Consider the following 13,361-nt stretch of genomic DNA (forward strand, 5'->3'; position numbering starts at 1 on the left):
CCGGTCCGGGAGCGGTGGCGCCGCCGCTCCCGGACCGCTGAGAGGCAGGTGGAAAGTGGCATCGACGGCTCCGGACGGGCTCGGCCCGCAGCTGAGCAGGCTGGGCCTCGGCGAGACCGCCGCCCGGATCTACCGGCGGATGCTCGAAAGCGCGCCCGTCACCGTCAAAGAACTGTCCTGGCGGGACGAAGACGCGGAGAACGTCGAGCTGGCGCTGAAGGAACTGGCCGACGCAGGGCTCGCGGTGTCGTCCGGAGTGGACGGAGACGAGTACCTCCCGGCGAACCCCAGCGAAGCGCTCACCGCGCTGACCACGCGACGGCAGGCCGAGCTGCACGACGCCCGGCTCGCGGTCCAGACCGCGTACCGTGCCTTCAGGCGGGCGCATTCGGGCATGCCGAACGCGCAGGACCTGCTCGAAGTGGTCACCGGCGACGCCATCATCCCCCGGCTGCAGCACCTCGCGACCACGGTGCGGCATCAGGTGCGCCGTCTCGATTCCCCGCCCTATTTCACCGGCGGCCGCCGGAACCTCCTGGAGGAGGAGCAACTGCGGCGCGGCATCGGCTATCGCTGTGTCTACAGTGGAGCGTCGTTCGGCGACCCCGGCTATCTGGCCGCCAACATCCTGCCGTGCCTGCGAGCCGGTGAGCAGGCACGCCTGCTGCCCGAACTCCCGGTGAAGCTGACGCTGTTCGACGACCGTGCGGCCACCATCGCGCTGACCATCCGTGAGGCCGATCGCAACCAGTCCATCGTCATCGTGCGCCCTTGCAGCCTTTTCTCCGCGCTGGAAGGGCTGTTCGAGACGTCCTGGGCGGCCGCGCTCCCGATCGACCGTCGTGGGCGGACGTCCGATCAGCCGATCCGGCCGATCGAGCGGGAGCTGCTGATCCTGCTCGCCGCCGGGCGCAAGGACGACGAGATCGCCACCGAACTGGGCGTCAGCAGACGCACCCTGTTCCGCTATCTCGAAACCCTGATGGACCGCGCGGGCGTCTCCAGCCGGTTCCAGCTGGGGGTCTTCGCCGCGCACAACAACTGGCTCTGACCACCCCGCGTTTCGTCCTCTGAATGCGGGAAGCCCTCACCCGGATGGGGTCACCCGGACAGGCCATCCCCGCTGCGGCGAAGGCGCCGGGAGCGGATGGTGATCTTGGAAAGGAGGGCGTCATCATGGGCAATCACCGACACCACACCGGCACCGCGTCGCTCCGGATCGCCACCGCGGGCCTGCGGGTGGTCGCGGTCGTCGTCGCGATCGCGGCCTGTGCCTGGCTCGCGCTCTGGCTCGCTTTCACCCTCTGAGACCCGCCGGTCCCGGCTGGGATTCCGGCGGGCTCTCGGGTTCCGGGATCGGCCGGTCCGGTCCCGGATCGGGGAGCCGTTCGGGCACCCCGGGGCCCGGGACCGGCTTGCCCGGGTCGGGCACCGGTTCGGGGATACCGGGATCCGGCGGCATGGGGTCCGGCGGCGCCGGAGGCGCGGTCGTTCGAGGACTCGTCATCGCACTACCTCCTGCCCACGCCACTACCCGATGCGCCACCGGCCGAAACGGCCGGTTACCCCGTATGGGTGGCGATCCAGTCCGCGATGACGTCCGCGCGGGAGGTCGTCTCGATGCCGGCGTGCGGGCAGTCCGGCCCGGTGGCCTCCAGCGAGACCAGCGCGCCGCCCGTGTCACCGGGGACGAAGTACGGCGCCCCCGAGTCGTACGTGCAGGCACTGGTCGTGATCGACGGCGCGGCGCCGCGGACGCCGATCGTCGTCGGGGCCACCGTCGCCACCTGCACGGTGCCTTGCTGCATCCGGGTGGCCGGAGCGGGATTCTTGGCGGTCAGGCTCCCCCAGCCCGCCAAGGTCAGCTGCTGGCCGACCTTCGGGAGGACCCGGCTCACCGTCAGCGGGGTCACCGTCGTCACCGGCGTGTCCAGCTTGATGAGGGCGACGTCGTTTTCCTTCGCCTGCAGCACTTCGGTCGCCTTGCGCGCCACACCCGATTCGACCGCCTCGTCGACCAGGCCCAACGTCACCATCGTCGGATACGGCATCTTGCCCGCGACCCGCTTGCGGTGCGCGTCGTGGAAGCAGTGCCCCGTGGTGACCACCCAGCCGGGCGCGACCAGCGCGCCCGTGCAGTAGCTGCTGTAGGTCGAACCGTCGGGGCGCGGGATCTTCGTCATCGCGATCTTCGCGACGAACCCGAACCGCCCCGGTGGGACATCGGTGCCGTGGGCGACGTCCGGCGCGGCGAACGCGGCCGGAGCGGTGGTGATGGTCAGGACAGCAGCGGCCAGCAGGGCGCGCAGACGCAATTTCTTACCCTTCGTCGATGAGGTGATCCGAGGCTAGAACCCCCTGCCCGACAAGGGGAATTCCCCGACCAGGTGTCACCCGATGGACGCCCGCTCCTCGATCGGCCCAGCGCGACGAGCGAGCCAGTGGCGATAGGGAAGGCTTGTTTCGGTGTCGGAGCGGTAAGCCGCCTCGGCCGCCTCGATCAAGGCATCGGTGTCCCCGCCGAAGGCTCCCTCCGCGCTCCAAGCGATCAGATACCGCATCCACAGCGGATCCCCCGCGAGCGGCCGGATCGCGATCCCGGGTGACGAGGGAAAGGAGACCTGGCACGGGGAAATCGCCCGGCCCGCTGCGATCAGACGTTGCAGGGGACGCAATTCCGTGCTCCGGTGCGCGACCTGCGGCCGGAATCCCGCGCGGGCGCACGCTTCCTCGAAACACTCCGGCCATCCGGCGCCGTCGGACGGCCCGAGCACCCACCGTTCGCCGGCGAGCTCGGCGAGGTCGATCTCGGCGCGGCGGGCCGCGGGATGGTCCGCCGCGATCGCCACGAACACCGGTTGTGTCGCCAGCGGCCGCGACGCCACCCCCGGCGCCGATGGCAGGAGGTGGCCGGGATAGTCGGCGACGACCGCGGCGTCGAGTTGCCCGCCTGCCACGAGATCCAGCAGCCGCAACGGAGAGAACTCCGTGGTCACCGAAACCGCTTGTCCCCGGCCGGAATCCCCGAGCCGGTCCGCCAGCTCGACGACCATGGACCCGCCGATCCCACCCAGCGCGACCGGACGTTTCTCGCCCTCCGCCAGGAAACGCGCCGCGTCCCGGTGCATCGTGTCCGCCGCGGCGAGGACGGCACGGGCGCGGACGAGTACGCATTCGCCGAACGCCGTCGGGAAGACCCCGTCGCGTCCCCGGACGAACAAGGTTCCCCCGAACGCACGCTCGATCCGTTGCACGGCGGCGGTCAGCGCGGGCTGGGTGCTCCCGATCCGGATCGCCGCGCGCGTGATGCTGCCCGCGTCGGCGACGGCGCACACCACTCGCAGATGACGTAACTCGACGTCCATCACGCGGACCTTATGGCCACTTGGGATGTGCCGGAAGCCGTCGAAAGTCGGGATCGTTTTCCGTACTCCCCTCTCTCCCCTCCCCGCAAGGAGTACGCATGCGACGCGCCTGCCTCATGCTCGCGCTGACCGCCGTCCTCGTCGCCGGGCTCGTTCCCGCGACGGCGTCGGCGGCTCCCCGATTCACGACGTCGATGGAGGCCTTCGAGCCCGGAGGAACCATCACCAGAGTGGACGTCACCCGGCCCGCTTCGGACCGGGCGGCCGCGCCGCAGCAGATCGCGGCCGCCGCCGCGGTGACCCCGATCGAGACCAACGGCCCCAGCGAGACCACCTTCGACCTGGTCTTCGTCGGCGACGGCTACACCTCCACGCAGCTGGGCACGTACGCGCAGCACGTCCGGTCCAGTATCGCCGCGCTGTTCGCCATCGAGCCGTACAAGAGCTACCGCAAGCAGTTCAACCTCTGGCAGGTCGACGTCGTCTCGCCCCAGTCCGGAATCACCAACGACCCGACCCAGGGCATCCGGCGCAACACCGCGCTGGGCTCGTACTTCTGGTGCGGCGGCATCGAACGGCTGTTGTGCGTCAACGAAACCAAGGCGAACCAGTACGCCGCGGCCGCACCGGACGTCGATCAGGTCATCATGCTGGCCAACACCACGAAGTACGGCGGCGCGGGCGGCGGGGTCGCGACCTCCTCCGGCGGCAACATCCAGGCCAGCCAGATCGTCGCCCACGAACTCGGGCACTCGATCGGCGGGCTGGCCGACGAGTACGACTACGGCACCTGCGACACCCGGGAACCTCGGGAGCCCAACGCTTCCGCGCTCACCGCCCAGCAGATGAAGGACCGCCGGGCCAAGTGGTACGCCTGGCTGGGCAAGCCCTCCCCCGACGGCGGCACGGTCGGCGTCTTCGAGGGCTCCCGCTACTGCAAGACCGGGATGTACCGGCCCAGCGTGAACTCGCTTATGCGCACCCTCGGCCAGCCGTTCAATCCGCCGAGCACCGAAGCGATGATCGCGGGCTTCCACCGCGAAGCCGCGCATCGGCACTGATTTCCGTCATGGCCTCCGGACCGGGCCGCCGGCGTGACCGGCGAGCCCGGTCGCCATGTCGCGCATGAAGCGCCGGAGGTACCACCGGAAGATCCACGCGCTCCCCTTGCCCACGCGATACGTTCCGTGCCAACGGATCCGCGTTCCCCCACCGGGCGTTTCGCACAGATCGATCGAAGCCTGATACTCCAGCATCACCGGGACGTCCACCCCCTCGTAGGCGAACCGGCGTTCCGGGTCGAGGGCGGTGATCCGCTCCTTGGTGACCGTCTTGCCGGTGCGGAAGGCGCGAACCGCGCCGACCTCGTCCCGGCCGTCGGTCGAAAGTCCTTGTGACGCGGCGACTTCCAGAGAGCCGACCCGAGACCAGACCGGCCAGCTGCGGGCATCCAGCAGCAGGGCCCACACCTCGGCGGGCGGCGCCGACGATTCGGCGGTGACGTCGTACGACTGCATTCCACTCACAAGGCTCACCCTAGGAACGGCCGGGTGAGGCCACCATGCGCCGGATTGCGGCACGGTGATCAGGAATTGCGGTACTGCGAGGGCCGCGATCCGGTGCGCTTCAGGAAAGCGGCCGACAGCGCGCCGGGAGTGGCGAACCCGCATCTTCCCGCGATGGCGGCGATCGGGAGATCGGTGCCCCGCAACAACCTTCGCGCCTCCTCGATCCGGAGCCCGCCGAGAAACCGGTGTGGTGTCTCGCCGGTCTTCTCCTTGAAGACCCGGATGAAGTGGTAGACGCTCAGATGCACCTCACCGGCGATTTCGGCGACGCTGAGCGGATCGGCCAGGCGGTCACGCATCATCGCGACGGCCGCGCGGACCCGCTCGTCCTCCCGGCCCGCGCTCGGCGGGCCCGGCTTCCGCGCGTGGCGGGTGAGCAGGTGCACGGCGAGGAAGGCGGCCGCGGATTCGGCGTAGAGGTCGTCGTCCTCCCTCGCGTTCCCGACCGCCCGGACCAGCTCGTCGAGCAACGGATCGCCCCCGGCCACGGACGCCGCCATCGCCTCGTGGTCCACCGCGCGGCCACCCAGCCGCGCGGCGACCGATTCCACCGTGGTGCCCGGGATGTGCACCTGCAGGCTGCGCATCGATCCGTCCCCGCGGTAGCGGCGTCGCAGCGGCCTGCCGGGTACGGCGAGTTCGAGCCGTCCCCATTCGTACCGGTTCCACCGGCCTTCGCCGCGGGTCTCCATCACCGCCCGCCCGGAAAGCGGCAGGACCAGATGCAGATCCGCGACGGCGGGCAGCCGCAGGTCCTCCGCGACGGGAACGTGGTCGAACCGCTGGACGAGCAGCGACTCCCAGCCGGAATCCTCCCAGCTGCAATAGGTCCGCCGGACATAGCGGGACATGTCGAAACCGGTGTAGGGCTGAAGGTCGAATCGCTCGGAATCGAACACCACGGCTTCGAGGCTAGCTGTGTCTCTTAGGGCGCGCTTTCGGATTTCCGTAGCCGGGCCGCGGCGTCAGCTGATCTCGCTCAGCCGTGTCAACGGCCCACCTCCGCAAATCCGAGGCCTCCGGCCGAAGAGAAACGCGCGCGCGTGTCCTCACCTACCAGCCGAACTTCCGGTCTGGGATACACGCCCTAACCGAGCAACTCCTTCACCCGCGGGATCACCTGCTCGCCGTACAGCCGGATCGAGTTCAGGCGCTGCTCGTGCGGAAGCTCGCCGACGCTGTACTTGAGCTGGAACCGCGACAGCCCCAGGGTCCGCACCGCCCAGGCGATCTTCTGCGCGACGGTCTCGGGAGAGCCGACGAACAACGCGCCGCGCGGACCCGCCATGGCGTCGTAGTCGGCCCGGGACATCGGGCCCCAGCCCCGTTCGGCACCGATCTTGGCGAACGCGGCCTGGTGGTGCGAGAAATGCTGGGAGACGGCCAGTTCGTCGGTCTCGGCGATGTGGCCGGGGCTGTGCATCGAGATCGGCAGCTCCTGGTGGCCCGCCTCCTTCAGGGCACGCCGGTACAGGTCGGCGAGCGGGGTGAACCGTTCCGGCGACCCGCCGATCACCGCCATCACCAGCGGCAGCCCGTACGCCGCCGCGCGGACGACCGACTGCGGGGTGCCGCCGACCCCGACCCACGCGGGCAGGCTGCCCGATTCGGTGACCGGGAAGGCCTGCGCGCCTTCGAGGGCCGGGCGGACGGTCCCAGACCAGTCGACCGGCTTCTCCGCTTGCAGATGCGTGAACAGGTCGAGCTTCTCGGCGAACAGTGCTTCGTAGTCCTCCACCGAGTAGCCGAACAGCGGGAACGACTCGGTGAAGGAGCCCCGGCCGAGCGTGACCTCCGCGCGTCCCCGGGAAACCGCGTCCAGCGTGGCGAACCGCTCGTACACGCGCACCGGGTCGTCCGAACTGAGCACCGTGACCGCCGTGCCCAGCCGGATCCGCTCGGTCCGGCCCGCGATCGCGGCCAGCACGACGTCCGGCGAGGACACCGCCATCTCCGCGCGGTGGTGTTCGCCGACGCCGAAGTAGTCCACGCCCACCTGGTCGGCGAGGACACCCTCGGCCACGACCTCGCGGATGGCCTCGGCCTGGCTCACCGGCCGGCCGTTCGCGTCGTTCCCGACGTCGCCGAAGGTGTCCAGGCCGAAAGTCGGCGCCTGCGGGGTGCCCAGGATCTCGTAAGCCATGTCCAACTCCTCAAGTAGTTGAACGCTCAAACGTCGCCTGCGGTGATCGTATTCCGCCCGGTGTCCCGCGGGGCGGCGGTGGTATGGCGGGCACGTCTCGTGACCGCGCGGACGACACGGGTGATCAGATGGACGACACGCGTGACTGGACGGACGACACGCGCACGTGACCGGGTCCGCCGCGTGTCGTCCATCTGATCACGTGTGTCGTCCATCTGATCACGCGAAACGGTCGGCCCCGACCGTCCTTACCCACTAAGGGGGCGAGGTCAGCCGCCGGCGATGTCGCGCGCCAGCCGGCGCGCGTCGTCCATGGTGAACTTGCCGGTGATCTGGGTTTCGCCGCCGGTGATGGCCGACTGGATCGACGGCGCGGTCAGCACCCGGCTCTTCAGCACCATCGCGACCTGCTTGCCGACGTTCGCCGCGGTCCAGTCGGCCCACGTCCGCGCCCCCGCGTCGGTGAAGCTGAGCCCGACGATCGGGCCCCCGGACTGCGTGTCGAGGCGAGCGTTCGCCCGGCTGAGGTCGGCTCCGGTGAGGAACGCCGGGCCGAGCAGGTATTTCGTGCCCTGCACCCTGTCGCAGCTGACCAGCGGGAGCGCCGGGTCGTCGCGGCCGTCCAGCGGATCCGGTCCCTCCGAACAGTCCAGCGCCGCGACGGCGGCCTGTTGTCCGGCCGGATCCGTGCTCTGGCGGTCGGTCGCCGCGCCTGTCGCCGGGCCGGGCGGGAACTCCGCCAGGACCGGGCGGAACCGCAGCAGTGACCCGTCCTTGATCGCGAAACTGTCGCCTTCGGGCTCGGCTTGGCCGGAAACCCCACTCTGGCAACCGGTGACACCGAGCAGGACGAGGGCGATCGCTACGAGGATGTTCCGCACCGGGACATTCTGTCGTGTTCAGCGTCCGCGCGGGGGTGAAACGGCTCGACGCCGCACGGTCCGCTCGAGAATCCCGAGCGTGGCCTTGAGCGCGGATTCGGGGACCACGGGGAAGGTGATGCGTTCCTTCCACTCCTCGCCCACCTCCGACCAGTCGTAGTACGACGTGACGAGCGTGCCGCCCTCGGCGGGCTCCAGCCGGTAGCCGTAGATGTGCCGGGCATGCGGCCGGATCCGGCCTTCGACGGTCCACGCGATCTCCTCGCCCGGAGCGAGTGTCGTGATGACGACCTCGACGTCGTACTTGCCCAAGGGCACATCGCCGAGTGCTTCCCGGTCCATGTGGACCACGAACCGGTCGCCCGCCTGCTCGACCGGGCCACCTTCCGCGTCGATGAGCATTCCGGACGCGTCGATGTCGACATGTCCCTGCGGATCGCTCAAGACCGCGAAGATCTCCGCGGCGGAGGCGGGAATGAGCCGCGAGACCTCGATGCGTTCGGGGCCTGGGGTTTCCGCGGTGGCGACCAGGACCGCGCGAGCGAGAACGTGCGGCGCCATGGTGAAACCGAGGAGGGCGGGCGTGCCGTCGGCCGGGACGCCGAGCGACTCGACGTCGAGGGCGTGCACCACGACGAAGTAGCGGTGCACGCCGTGCCCGGCGGGCGGTGCGGCACCGAGAAAACGCGTGAGGCGGGCGTCGTTGGGCACTTGGAAGGCGCCTTCGGGCAGCCCGGAGCCGGTGTCGTCACCGGCGCCTTCGGGCAGCTCCGTGACGGCCGCGGGGATGTCGGCGACCGCCCAGTGCCAGAAACCGGAACCGGTCGGCGCGTCGAGGTCGTAGACGGTGACGGCGTAACTCTTGGTGCCGGCCGGGGCGCCGCTCCAGCTCAGCTGCGGCGAGACGTCCTTGCCTGCCAGCTGTTCGGGCGACCAGGAGCCACCGTCGACGACAGAAGCACTGGTGACGGTGAAGGCGGCCACCTCGGGCAGCCTCGCGAAGGGATCGTTCATAAATCGACCATAACACAGATAATCGATTATCTGCCGGTTCGTCTATGCTCTGCGGATGGCCTCACCGGACAAGCAGATGCTCTCCGAGCAGGTGTACACCCGCCTGCGGGACGCGATCATGCGCGGCGACCACGCCCCCGGCGCCCCGCTCAAACCGCAGGATCTCGCCAAGGAACACGGCGTGAGCCTGGCGGTCGTTCGGGAGGCACTCGTCCGCGTGGTCGGCGACGGGCTCGCCGACCGGCTCCCCAACCGCGGCTTCGCCGTCCCCGCCTTCTCCGATCGGCGCTGGCAGGAGATCACGGAAGCCCGCCGGACCATCGAGCCGCTCGTCCTGCGCCTTTCCGTCGAACGCGGCGACCTCGACTGGGAGGCCCGCGTCCGCGCCGCCCATCACCGGCTGAGCCGGACGCCGCCGTTCGTCCCCGAAGAGGGCGAGTACATCAGCGCCGCGTGGTCCGAAGCCCATCGCGTCTTCCACCGCACCCTGCTCGACGGCTGCGGAAACCCGGTCCTGCTGGAGACGTTCGACCGGATGTGGACCGCGAGCGAACTGGCCCGCCGCTGGGCGGCGCACCGCGCTCCCGGCCGCGATCATCTCGCCGAACACCGCCTGCTGGAGGAAACGGCGCTCGCGCGCGACGCCGACGCGGCGGCCGAGGCGCTGACCCGGCATCTCACCCTCACCGCCGCCGCCCTGACCGAATAGCCGCCGGTCCGGTCGGAAAATCACCCGGACCGACCTAGCCCAGGTCATCACATCGGGTGTTTGCTTGCTCGCAGAACGTCGTTGATCGACGATTTGGGGGCCGCCGATGTCCTTCCGATGGGTACTTCGACTCATTCCGGTGACGCTGCTTGTGACCGCGGTGGCGGTAGCCGTCCCCGCACCGGCGAACGCGGCTCCCGCCCCTCCCCTGGCACAGGTATGGCCCACACCCCAGCAGGTGACGCCACGGGCGGGGCAGGTGACCATCCCGCGCACCGTCGTCGAAGTCGTCGGTGCGGGCACCGATCCGTCCGCACTCGCCGTCGTGGACCAGGTCCTCCGCGCGGCGGGGACGAGCACGATCGTCAAGGTCACCGACCACGATCAGGCCGCCGTCGACCGGGAACGCGGCAACGGCGGCCTCGTCGTCTTCGTCGGCGGGCCCACCGAAAGCAGGGCGACCGCGCTCGACGTCGCCGCGCTCCGCCTCAAAGGTCCGGAAGGCCTGGCCCCCGGCGGATACGTCCTCGCCGCCGACCGCGGCGTGATCGCACTGTCCGGTGTGGACACTTCGGGGACGTTCTACGCCGCGCAGTCGTTCCGGCAGCTGTTCGCTTCCGGCAAGAGCGGCGCGTTCGGCATCCGCGACTGGCCCGCGGCCCCGCTGCGCGGCGTGATCGAGGGCTTCTACGGCGCGCCGTGGTCGCACGCCGACCGGCTGGCACAGCTGGACTTCTACGGCCGCACCAAGCAGAACATGTACGTCTACTCACCCAAGGACGACCCGTTCCTGCGCGCCCGCTGGCGTGACCAGTACCCGCCGGAACAGCTCGCCCTGCTCTCGCAACTGGTCGGGCGCGCCGCCGCGAACCACGTCGAGTTCACCTACGCCCTCTCCCCCGGCCTTTCCGTGTGCTACTCCTCCGACGCCGACAAGACCGCGCTGGTCACGAAGTTCCAGTCGCTGTGGGACATCGGGGTGCGGTCGTTCGCGATCCCGCTCGACGACATCTCCTACACCCGCTGGAACTGCGACGCCGACGCCGCGAAGTTCGGCACCGGTGGCGCGGCCGCGGGCGCCGCGCAGTCGTTCCTGCTCAACCGCGTTCAGCAGGACTTCATCGCGGCACATCCCGGCGTCGAACGTTTGCAGACCGTCCCGACCGAGTACTACGACCTCGCCGACTCGCCGTACAAGACCGCGCTGCGCACCCAGCTCGACAAGGCGGTGATCGTCGAGTGGACCGGCGTCGGCGTGATCGCCGGACAGATCACCGAAAAGCAGGCCCGGCAGGCGAAAGAGGTCTTCGGGCACGACATCCTGATCTGGGACAACTACCCGGTCAACGACTACATCACCGAACGTCTGCTGCTCGGCCCGTACATCGGCCGCGAGCCCGGGGTCGCGAAGTACCTGTCCGGGATCACCGCGAACCCGATGGTGCAGGCCGAGGCGTCCAAGATCGCCGAGTTCACCTCCGGTGACTTCCTGTGGAACCCGGACCGGTACGACCCCGACAAGTCCTGGCTCGCCGCCATCGCCGACCTCGGCGGACCGGCCGCACCCGCGCTGAAGGTGTTCGCGGAGAACAACTATTCGAGTCTGCTCGTCCGTCTCGAAACCGGGAAGCCGGATCTGGATTCGCCGGTGCTGCGGCCGCTCCTGGCCGCCTTCTGGACCGCGCTGGAGAAGAAGGATCCGTGGGACGCGGCCGCGAAACTGGATCGCTACCTGACCTCGATGGCATCCGATCCCGAAGATCTGCGGCGCGGCATGGCCTCGAACCCGAAGTTCCTCGCCGAGGTCGGACCGTGGCTCGACCAGGTCGGGCTCTACGGTCAGGCCGGCAGGCACGCGGTGCGGATGCTGCTGGCCCAGGTCGACGGCGACGGCGCGAAGGCGTGGGCGGAACGCGGCGAACTCGTCGCCGCGCTCAAGCGGGCGCAGGCGATCCGCGTCCCGACCTCGCGGGGCCCGCGCAACCCGAGCACCTGCACGGAGGTCTGCGTGCCGTTCCTCGACAGCGCGCTGGCCACGGCCGACCGCTGGTTCGGCCTGCCCGGGATCCGGCCGCGGCCGACGACGTCGCTCGGCACCTACACCGACAATGTCCCCGCCCGGATGGTCGACGGCGACCCCGAGACCTACTACTGGAGCGACTGGGCACCCCGGATCGGCGCCACCATCGGGGTCGACCTCGGTTCCCCGCAGCGGGTGTCCCATGTGGACATCCTGATGGGAAAGCCGACCAGCCCCGACGACTACGTCCGCGACGGCGTCCTCGAATACTCCGCAGACGGCACCCGGTGGACGACGGTGAAGACGGTCACCGAGCCGGTGATCTCGGCCGACCTGCCCGAAGGCGCCGAGGCGCGGTTCGTCCGCATCCGCACGACCGGCGCCCAGACCTTCTGGGTCGTGGTGCGTGAACTCACCGTGTCCACACCGGACAGTCCCAAGTACACCGTCACCGGAACCCCGGCGGGGCCGAACCTGGCCGCGGCGGCGGACAACAACGCCGATTCCCTGTACGCGGCGGCGTCGGCGCCGATGGCGGGCGACGCGCTCGTCGTCACGGCCATCGCGCCGAAACCGCTGAGCAAGGTCGTCGTCCTGGCGGCCGACGCCGGTGCGGGCGCCGACGTCCAGGTCGCGGACGCGGCGGGTGGCTGGCGGACGATCGGCAGGCTGTCGGGCGGCTACACGGAACTGCCGGCTGACGGCGTGGTGACCGACAAGGTCCGGCTCCTCTGGTCGCCGGGAGGCGCGGCACCGAAGATCGCGGAGGTCGTCCCGGTCAGTCCACCGCGACCGTGATGGCGGCCGTGTGCACCCGCCCGCCGTGTGAGAACTCGAGGAACAGCCGGTACTCCCCGCGCTCCGAGAACAGGGAGTGGAAGGTCAGCTCGCCGTCGGCCAGCGCCACGCCGAGCGGCTGGACCGGATGCAGATGTGTGGCCGACAGCAGCATGGTGTGGAATCCGGTCATATGGCCGTTGGCGCCCAGATGCGGGTCGACCGCGGTGAGGGGCGTGCCGTCCGGGCCGCGCAGGGCGAACCGGAGGACCTGGGCCCGCATCGACGGGATCCGGGCCGCCCCGTCCACCCGCGCCACCCGGTATCCCGTGGCCGTCACGGTGTCGGCCGCCGGCGCGGGCACCGGCACGAAAGTGGTGTCACCGGGCACGGTGAACGGGACGCCGAGCACCACCGGATGCTTCGGATCCTTCGTGTCGAGCGGTACGAACTCGGCGAACATCCGGTAGGCGCCGCCGTCGGTCAGTGCGAGGTTCGTGTGCCAGGTGTCGCCGTCCAGCCTCGGATGCACGTGCTGGAAGACGTTCATGTCGTCGCGCACGGCGAAGAAGTGCATCTGTTTGGTCTGGTTGTCGAGGAACCGGGTCACCGGCCGCCCGTCGGGACCGAGGATCCGGAACGCGACCGGTACCTCGGGGCCCCGGACGGCGGGGGTGGTGACCCGCTCGAACCGGTAGCCGCTTTCCGCCTCCGACAGCCCGTCGCTGTGGGCGGCCGGGAGCAGATCCGCCGTCACCACGGGCTGCTGGTGAGCCGAATGCGCGGAGCCCGGTGTCGGCCGGAGGGCCACGAACACCGCGGCCGTGCCGATCACCAGGGCCAGCGCGAGAAACAGCCAGTCCGTCAGCCGGGGTTTGCGCACG

14 protein-coding genes are annotated in these 13,361 nt (G+C 70.1%); 5 read left to right on the forward strand and 9 right to left on the reverse strand.

Annotated features, from left to right (window positions below; genetic code table 11):
• Nucleotides 1-55: 55 nt before the first annotated feature.
• On the forward strand, nt 56-1,051 hold the full coding sequence (locus tag DMC61_RS21320; RefSeq protein WP_125690786.1) for a helix-turn-helix domain-containing protein: 996 nt from the start codon (nt 56-58) through the stop codon (nt 1,049-1,051).
• A 125-nt stretch (nt 1,052-1,176) separates the two neighbouring features.
• Complete coding sequence (locus DMC61_RS41955) at nt 1,177-1,308, forward strand: hypothetical protein (RefSeq protein ID WP_255431567.1); 132 nt, start codon at nt 1,177-1,179, stop codon at nt 1,306-1,308.
• On the opposite strand, the gene DMC61_RS21325 is transcribed toward DMC61_RS41955, so the two are convergent.
• The 3 genes from DMC61_RS21325 to DMC61_RS21335 form a co-directional block, all read right to left on the reverse strand.
• Complete coding sequence (locus DMC61_RS21325; RefSeq protein ID WP_125690787.1) at nt 1,298-1,507, reverse strand: hypothetical protein; 210 nt, start codon at nt 1,505-1,507, stop codon at nt 1,298-1,300. The two genes, DMC61_RS41955 and DMC61_RS21325, sit on opposite strands and share 11 nt — an antisense overlap.
• Nucleotides 1,508-1,562: 55 nt before the next feature.
• Entirely contained in the window at nt 1,563-2,315 is a 753-nt protein-coding gene (locus DMC61_RS21330) for a trypsin-like serine protease (RefSeq protein WP_016333733.1), read from the reverse strand.
• Between the two features lie 75 nt (nt 2,316-2,390).
• Entirely contained in the window at nt 2,391-3,365 is a 975-nt protein-coding gene (locus DMC61_RS21335) for a LysR family transcriptional regulator (protein ID WP_125690788.1), read from the reverse strand.
• Nucleotides 3,366-3,463: 98 nt separating this feature from the next.
• On the opposite strand from DMC61_RS21335, the gene DMC61_RS21340 reads away from it, so the two are divergent.
• A complete protein-coding gene (locus tag DMC61_RS21340; RefSeq protein WP_125690789.1) occupies nt 3,464-4,426 on the forward strand; it encodes a M64 family metallopeptidase in 963 nt (320 codons plus the stop codon).
• A gap of 6 nt (nt 4,427-4,432) precedes the next feature.
• Here DMC61_RS21340 and DMC61_RS21345 read toward each other — a convergent pair whose 3' ends face one another.
• The 5 genes from DMC61_RS21345 to DMC61_RS21365 form a co-directional block, all read right to left on the reverse strand.
• A complete protein-coding gene (locus DMC61_RS21345; RefSeq protein ID WP_125690980.1) occupies nt 4,433-4,882 on the reverse strand; it encodes an SRPBCC family protein in 450 nt (149 codons plus the stop codon).
• Nucleotides 4,883-4,950: 68 nt separating this feature from the next.
• Nucleotides 4,951-5,835 (reverse strand): AraC family transcriptional regulator, encoded by an 885-nt coding sequence (locus DMC61_RS21350; RefSeq protein WP_125690790.1) that lies wholly within the window; start codon nt 5,833-5,835, stop codon nt 4,951-4,953.
• Nucleotides 5,836-6,020: 185 nt separating this feature from the next.
• Entirely contained in the window at nt 6,021-7,076 is a 1,056-nt protein-coding gene (locus tag DMC61_RS21355; RefSeq protein WP_125690791.1) for an LLM class flavin-dependent oxidoreductase, read from the reverse strand.
• A 269-nt stretch (nt 7,077-7,345) separates the two neighbouring features.
• Nucleotides 7,346-7,957, reverse strand: a complete 612-nt coding sequence (locus tag DMC61_RS21360) for a precorrin-3B C(17)-methyltransferase (RefSeq protein ID WP_125690792.1) — start codon at nt 7,955-7,957, stop codon at nt 7,346-7,348.
• An 18-nt stretch (nt 7,958-7,975) separates the two neighbouring features.
• Nucleotides 7,976-8,971, reverse strand: a complete 996-nt coding sequence (locus DMC61_RS21365; RefSeq protein WP_125690793.1) for a YbhB/YbcL family Raf kinase inhibitor-like protein — start codon at nt 8,969-8,971, stop codon at nt 7,976-7,978.
• Nucleotides 8,972-9,047: 76 nt separating this feature from the next.
• On the opposite strand from DMC61_RS21365, the gene DMC61_RS21370 reads away from it, so the two are divergent.
• Both DMC61_RS21370 and DMC61_RS21375 read left to right on the forward strand, forming a co-directional pair.
• Complete coding sequence (locus tag DMC61_RS21370; protein WP_197684805.1) at nt 9,048-9,680, forward strand: GntR family transcriptional regulator; 633 nt, start codon at nt 9,048-9,050, stop codon at nt 9,678-9,680.
• A gap of 139 nt (nt 9,681-9,819) precedes the next feature.
• Nucleotides 9,820-12,498, forward strand: coding sequence for a beta-N-acetylglucosaminidase domain-containing protein (locus tag DMC61_RS21375; RefSeq protein WP_233594885.1), 2,679 nt, complete (start codon nt 9,820-9,822; stop codon nt 12,496-12,498).
• Here DMC61_RS21375 and DMC61_RS21380 read toward each other — a convergent pair.
• Nucleotides 12,479-13,360 carry a hypothetical protein gene (locus DMC61_RS21380; RefSeq protein WP_125690794.1) on the reverse strand — a complete coding sequence of 294 codons (882 nt, stop codon included), beginning with the start codon at nt 13,358-13,360 and terminating at the stop codon, nt 12,479-12,481. The two genes, DMC61_RS21375 and DMC61_RS21380, sit on opposite strands and share 20 nt — an antisense overlap.
• Nucleotide 13,361 lies beyond the last annotated feature (1 nt).

The organism is Amycolatopsis sp. WAC 04169 (genome assembly GCF_003947535.1).
Lineage (GTDB): Bacteria > Actinomycetota > Actinomycetes > Mycobacteriales > Pseudonocardiaceae > Amycolatopsis > Amycolatopsis keratiniphila.

Coding starts and splice junctions, on each gene's coding strand:
- DMC61_RS41955 (WP_255431567.1), top strand. CDS start 1,177: ATGGGCAATCACCGACACCACACCGGCACCGCGTCGCTCCGGATCGCC.
- DMC61_RS21325 (WP_125690787.1), bottom strand. CDS start 1,507: ATGACGAGTCCTCGAACGACCGCGCCTCCGGCGCCGCCGGACCCCATG.
- DMC61_RS21335 (WP_125690788.1), bottom strand. CDS start 3,365: ATGGACGTCGAGTTACGTCATCTGCGAGTGGTGTGCGCCGTCGCCGAC.
- DMC61_RS21340 (WP_125690789.1), top strand. CDS start 3,464: ATGCGACGCGCCTGCCTCATGCTCGCGCTGACCGCCGTCCTCGTCGCC.
- DMC61_RS21345 (WP_125690980.1), bottom strand. CDS start 4,882: ATGCAGTCGTACGACGTCACCGCCGAATCGTCGGCGCCGCCCGCCGAG.
- DMC61_RS21355 (WP_125690791.1), bottom strand. CDS start 7,076: ATGGCTTACGAGATCCTGGGCACCCCGCAGGCGCCGACTTTCGGCCTG.
- DMC61_RS21365 (WP_125690793.1), bottom strand. CDS start 8,971: ATGAACGATCCCTTCGCGAGGCTGCCCGAGGTGGCCGCCTTCACCGTC.
- DMC61_RS21370 (WP_197684805.1), top strand. CDS start 9,048: ATGCTCTCCGAGCAGGTGTACACCCGCCTGCGGGACGCGATCATGCGC.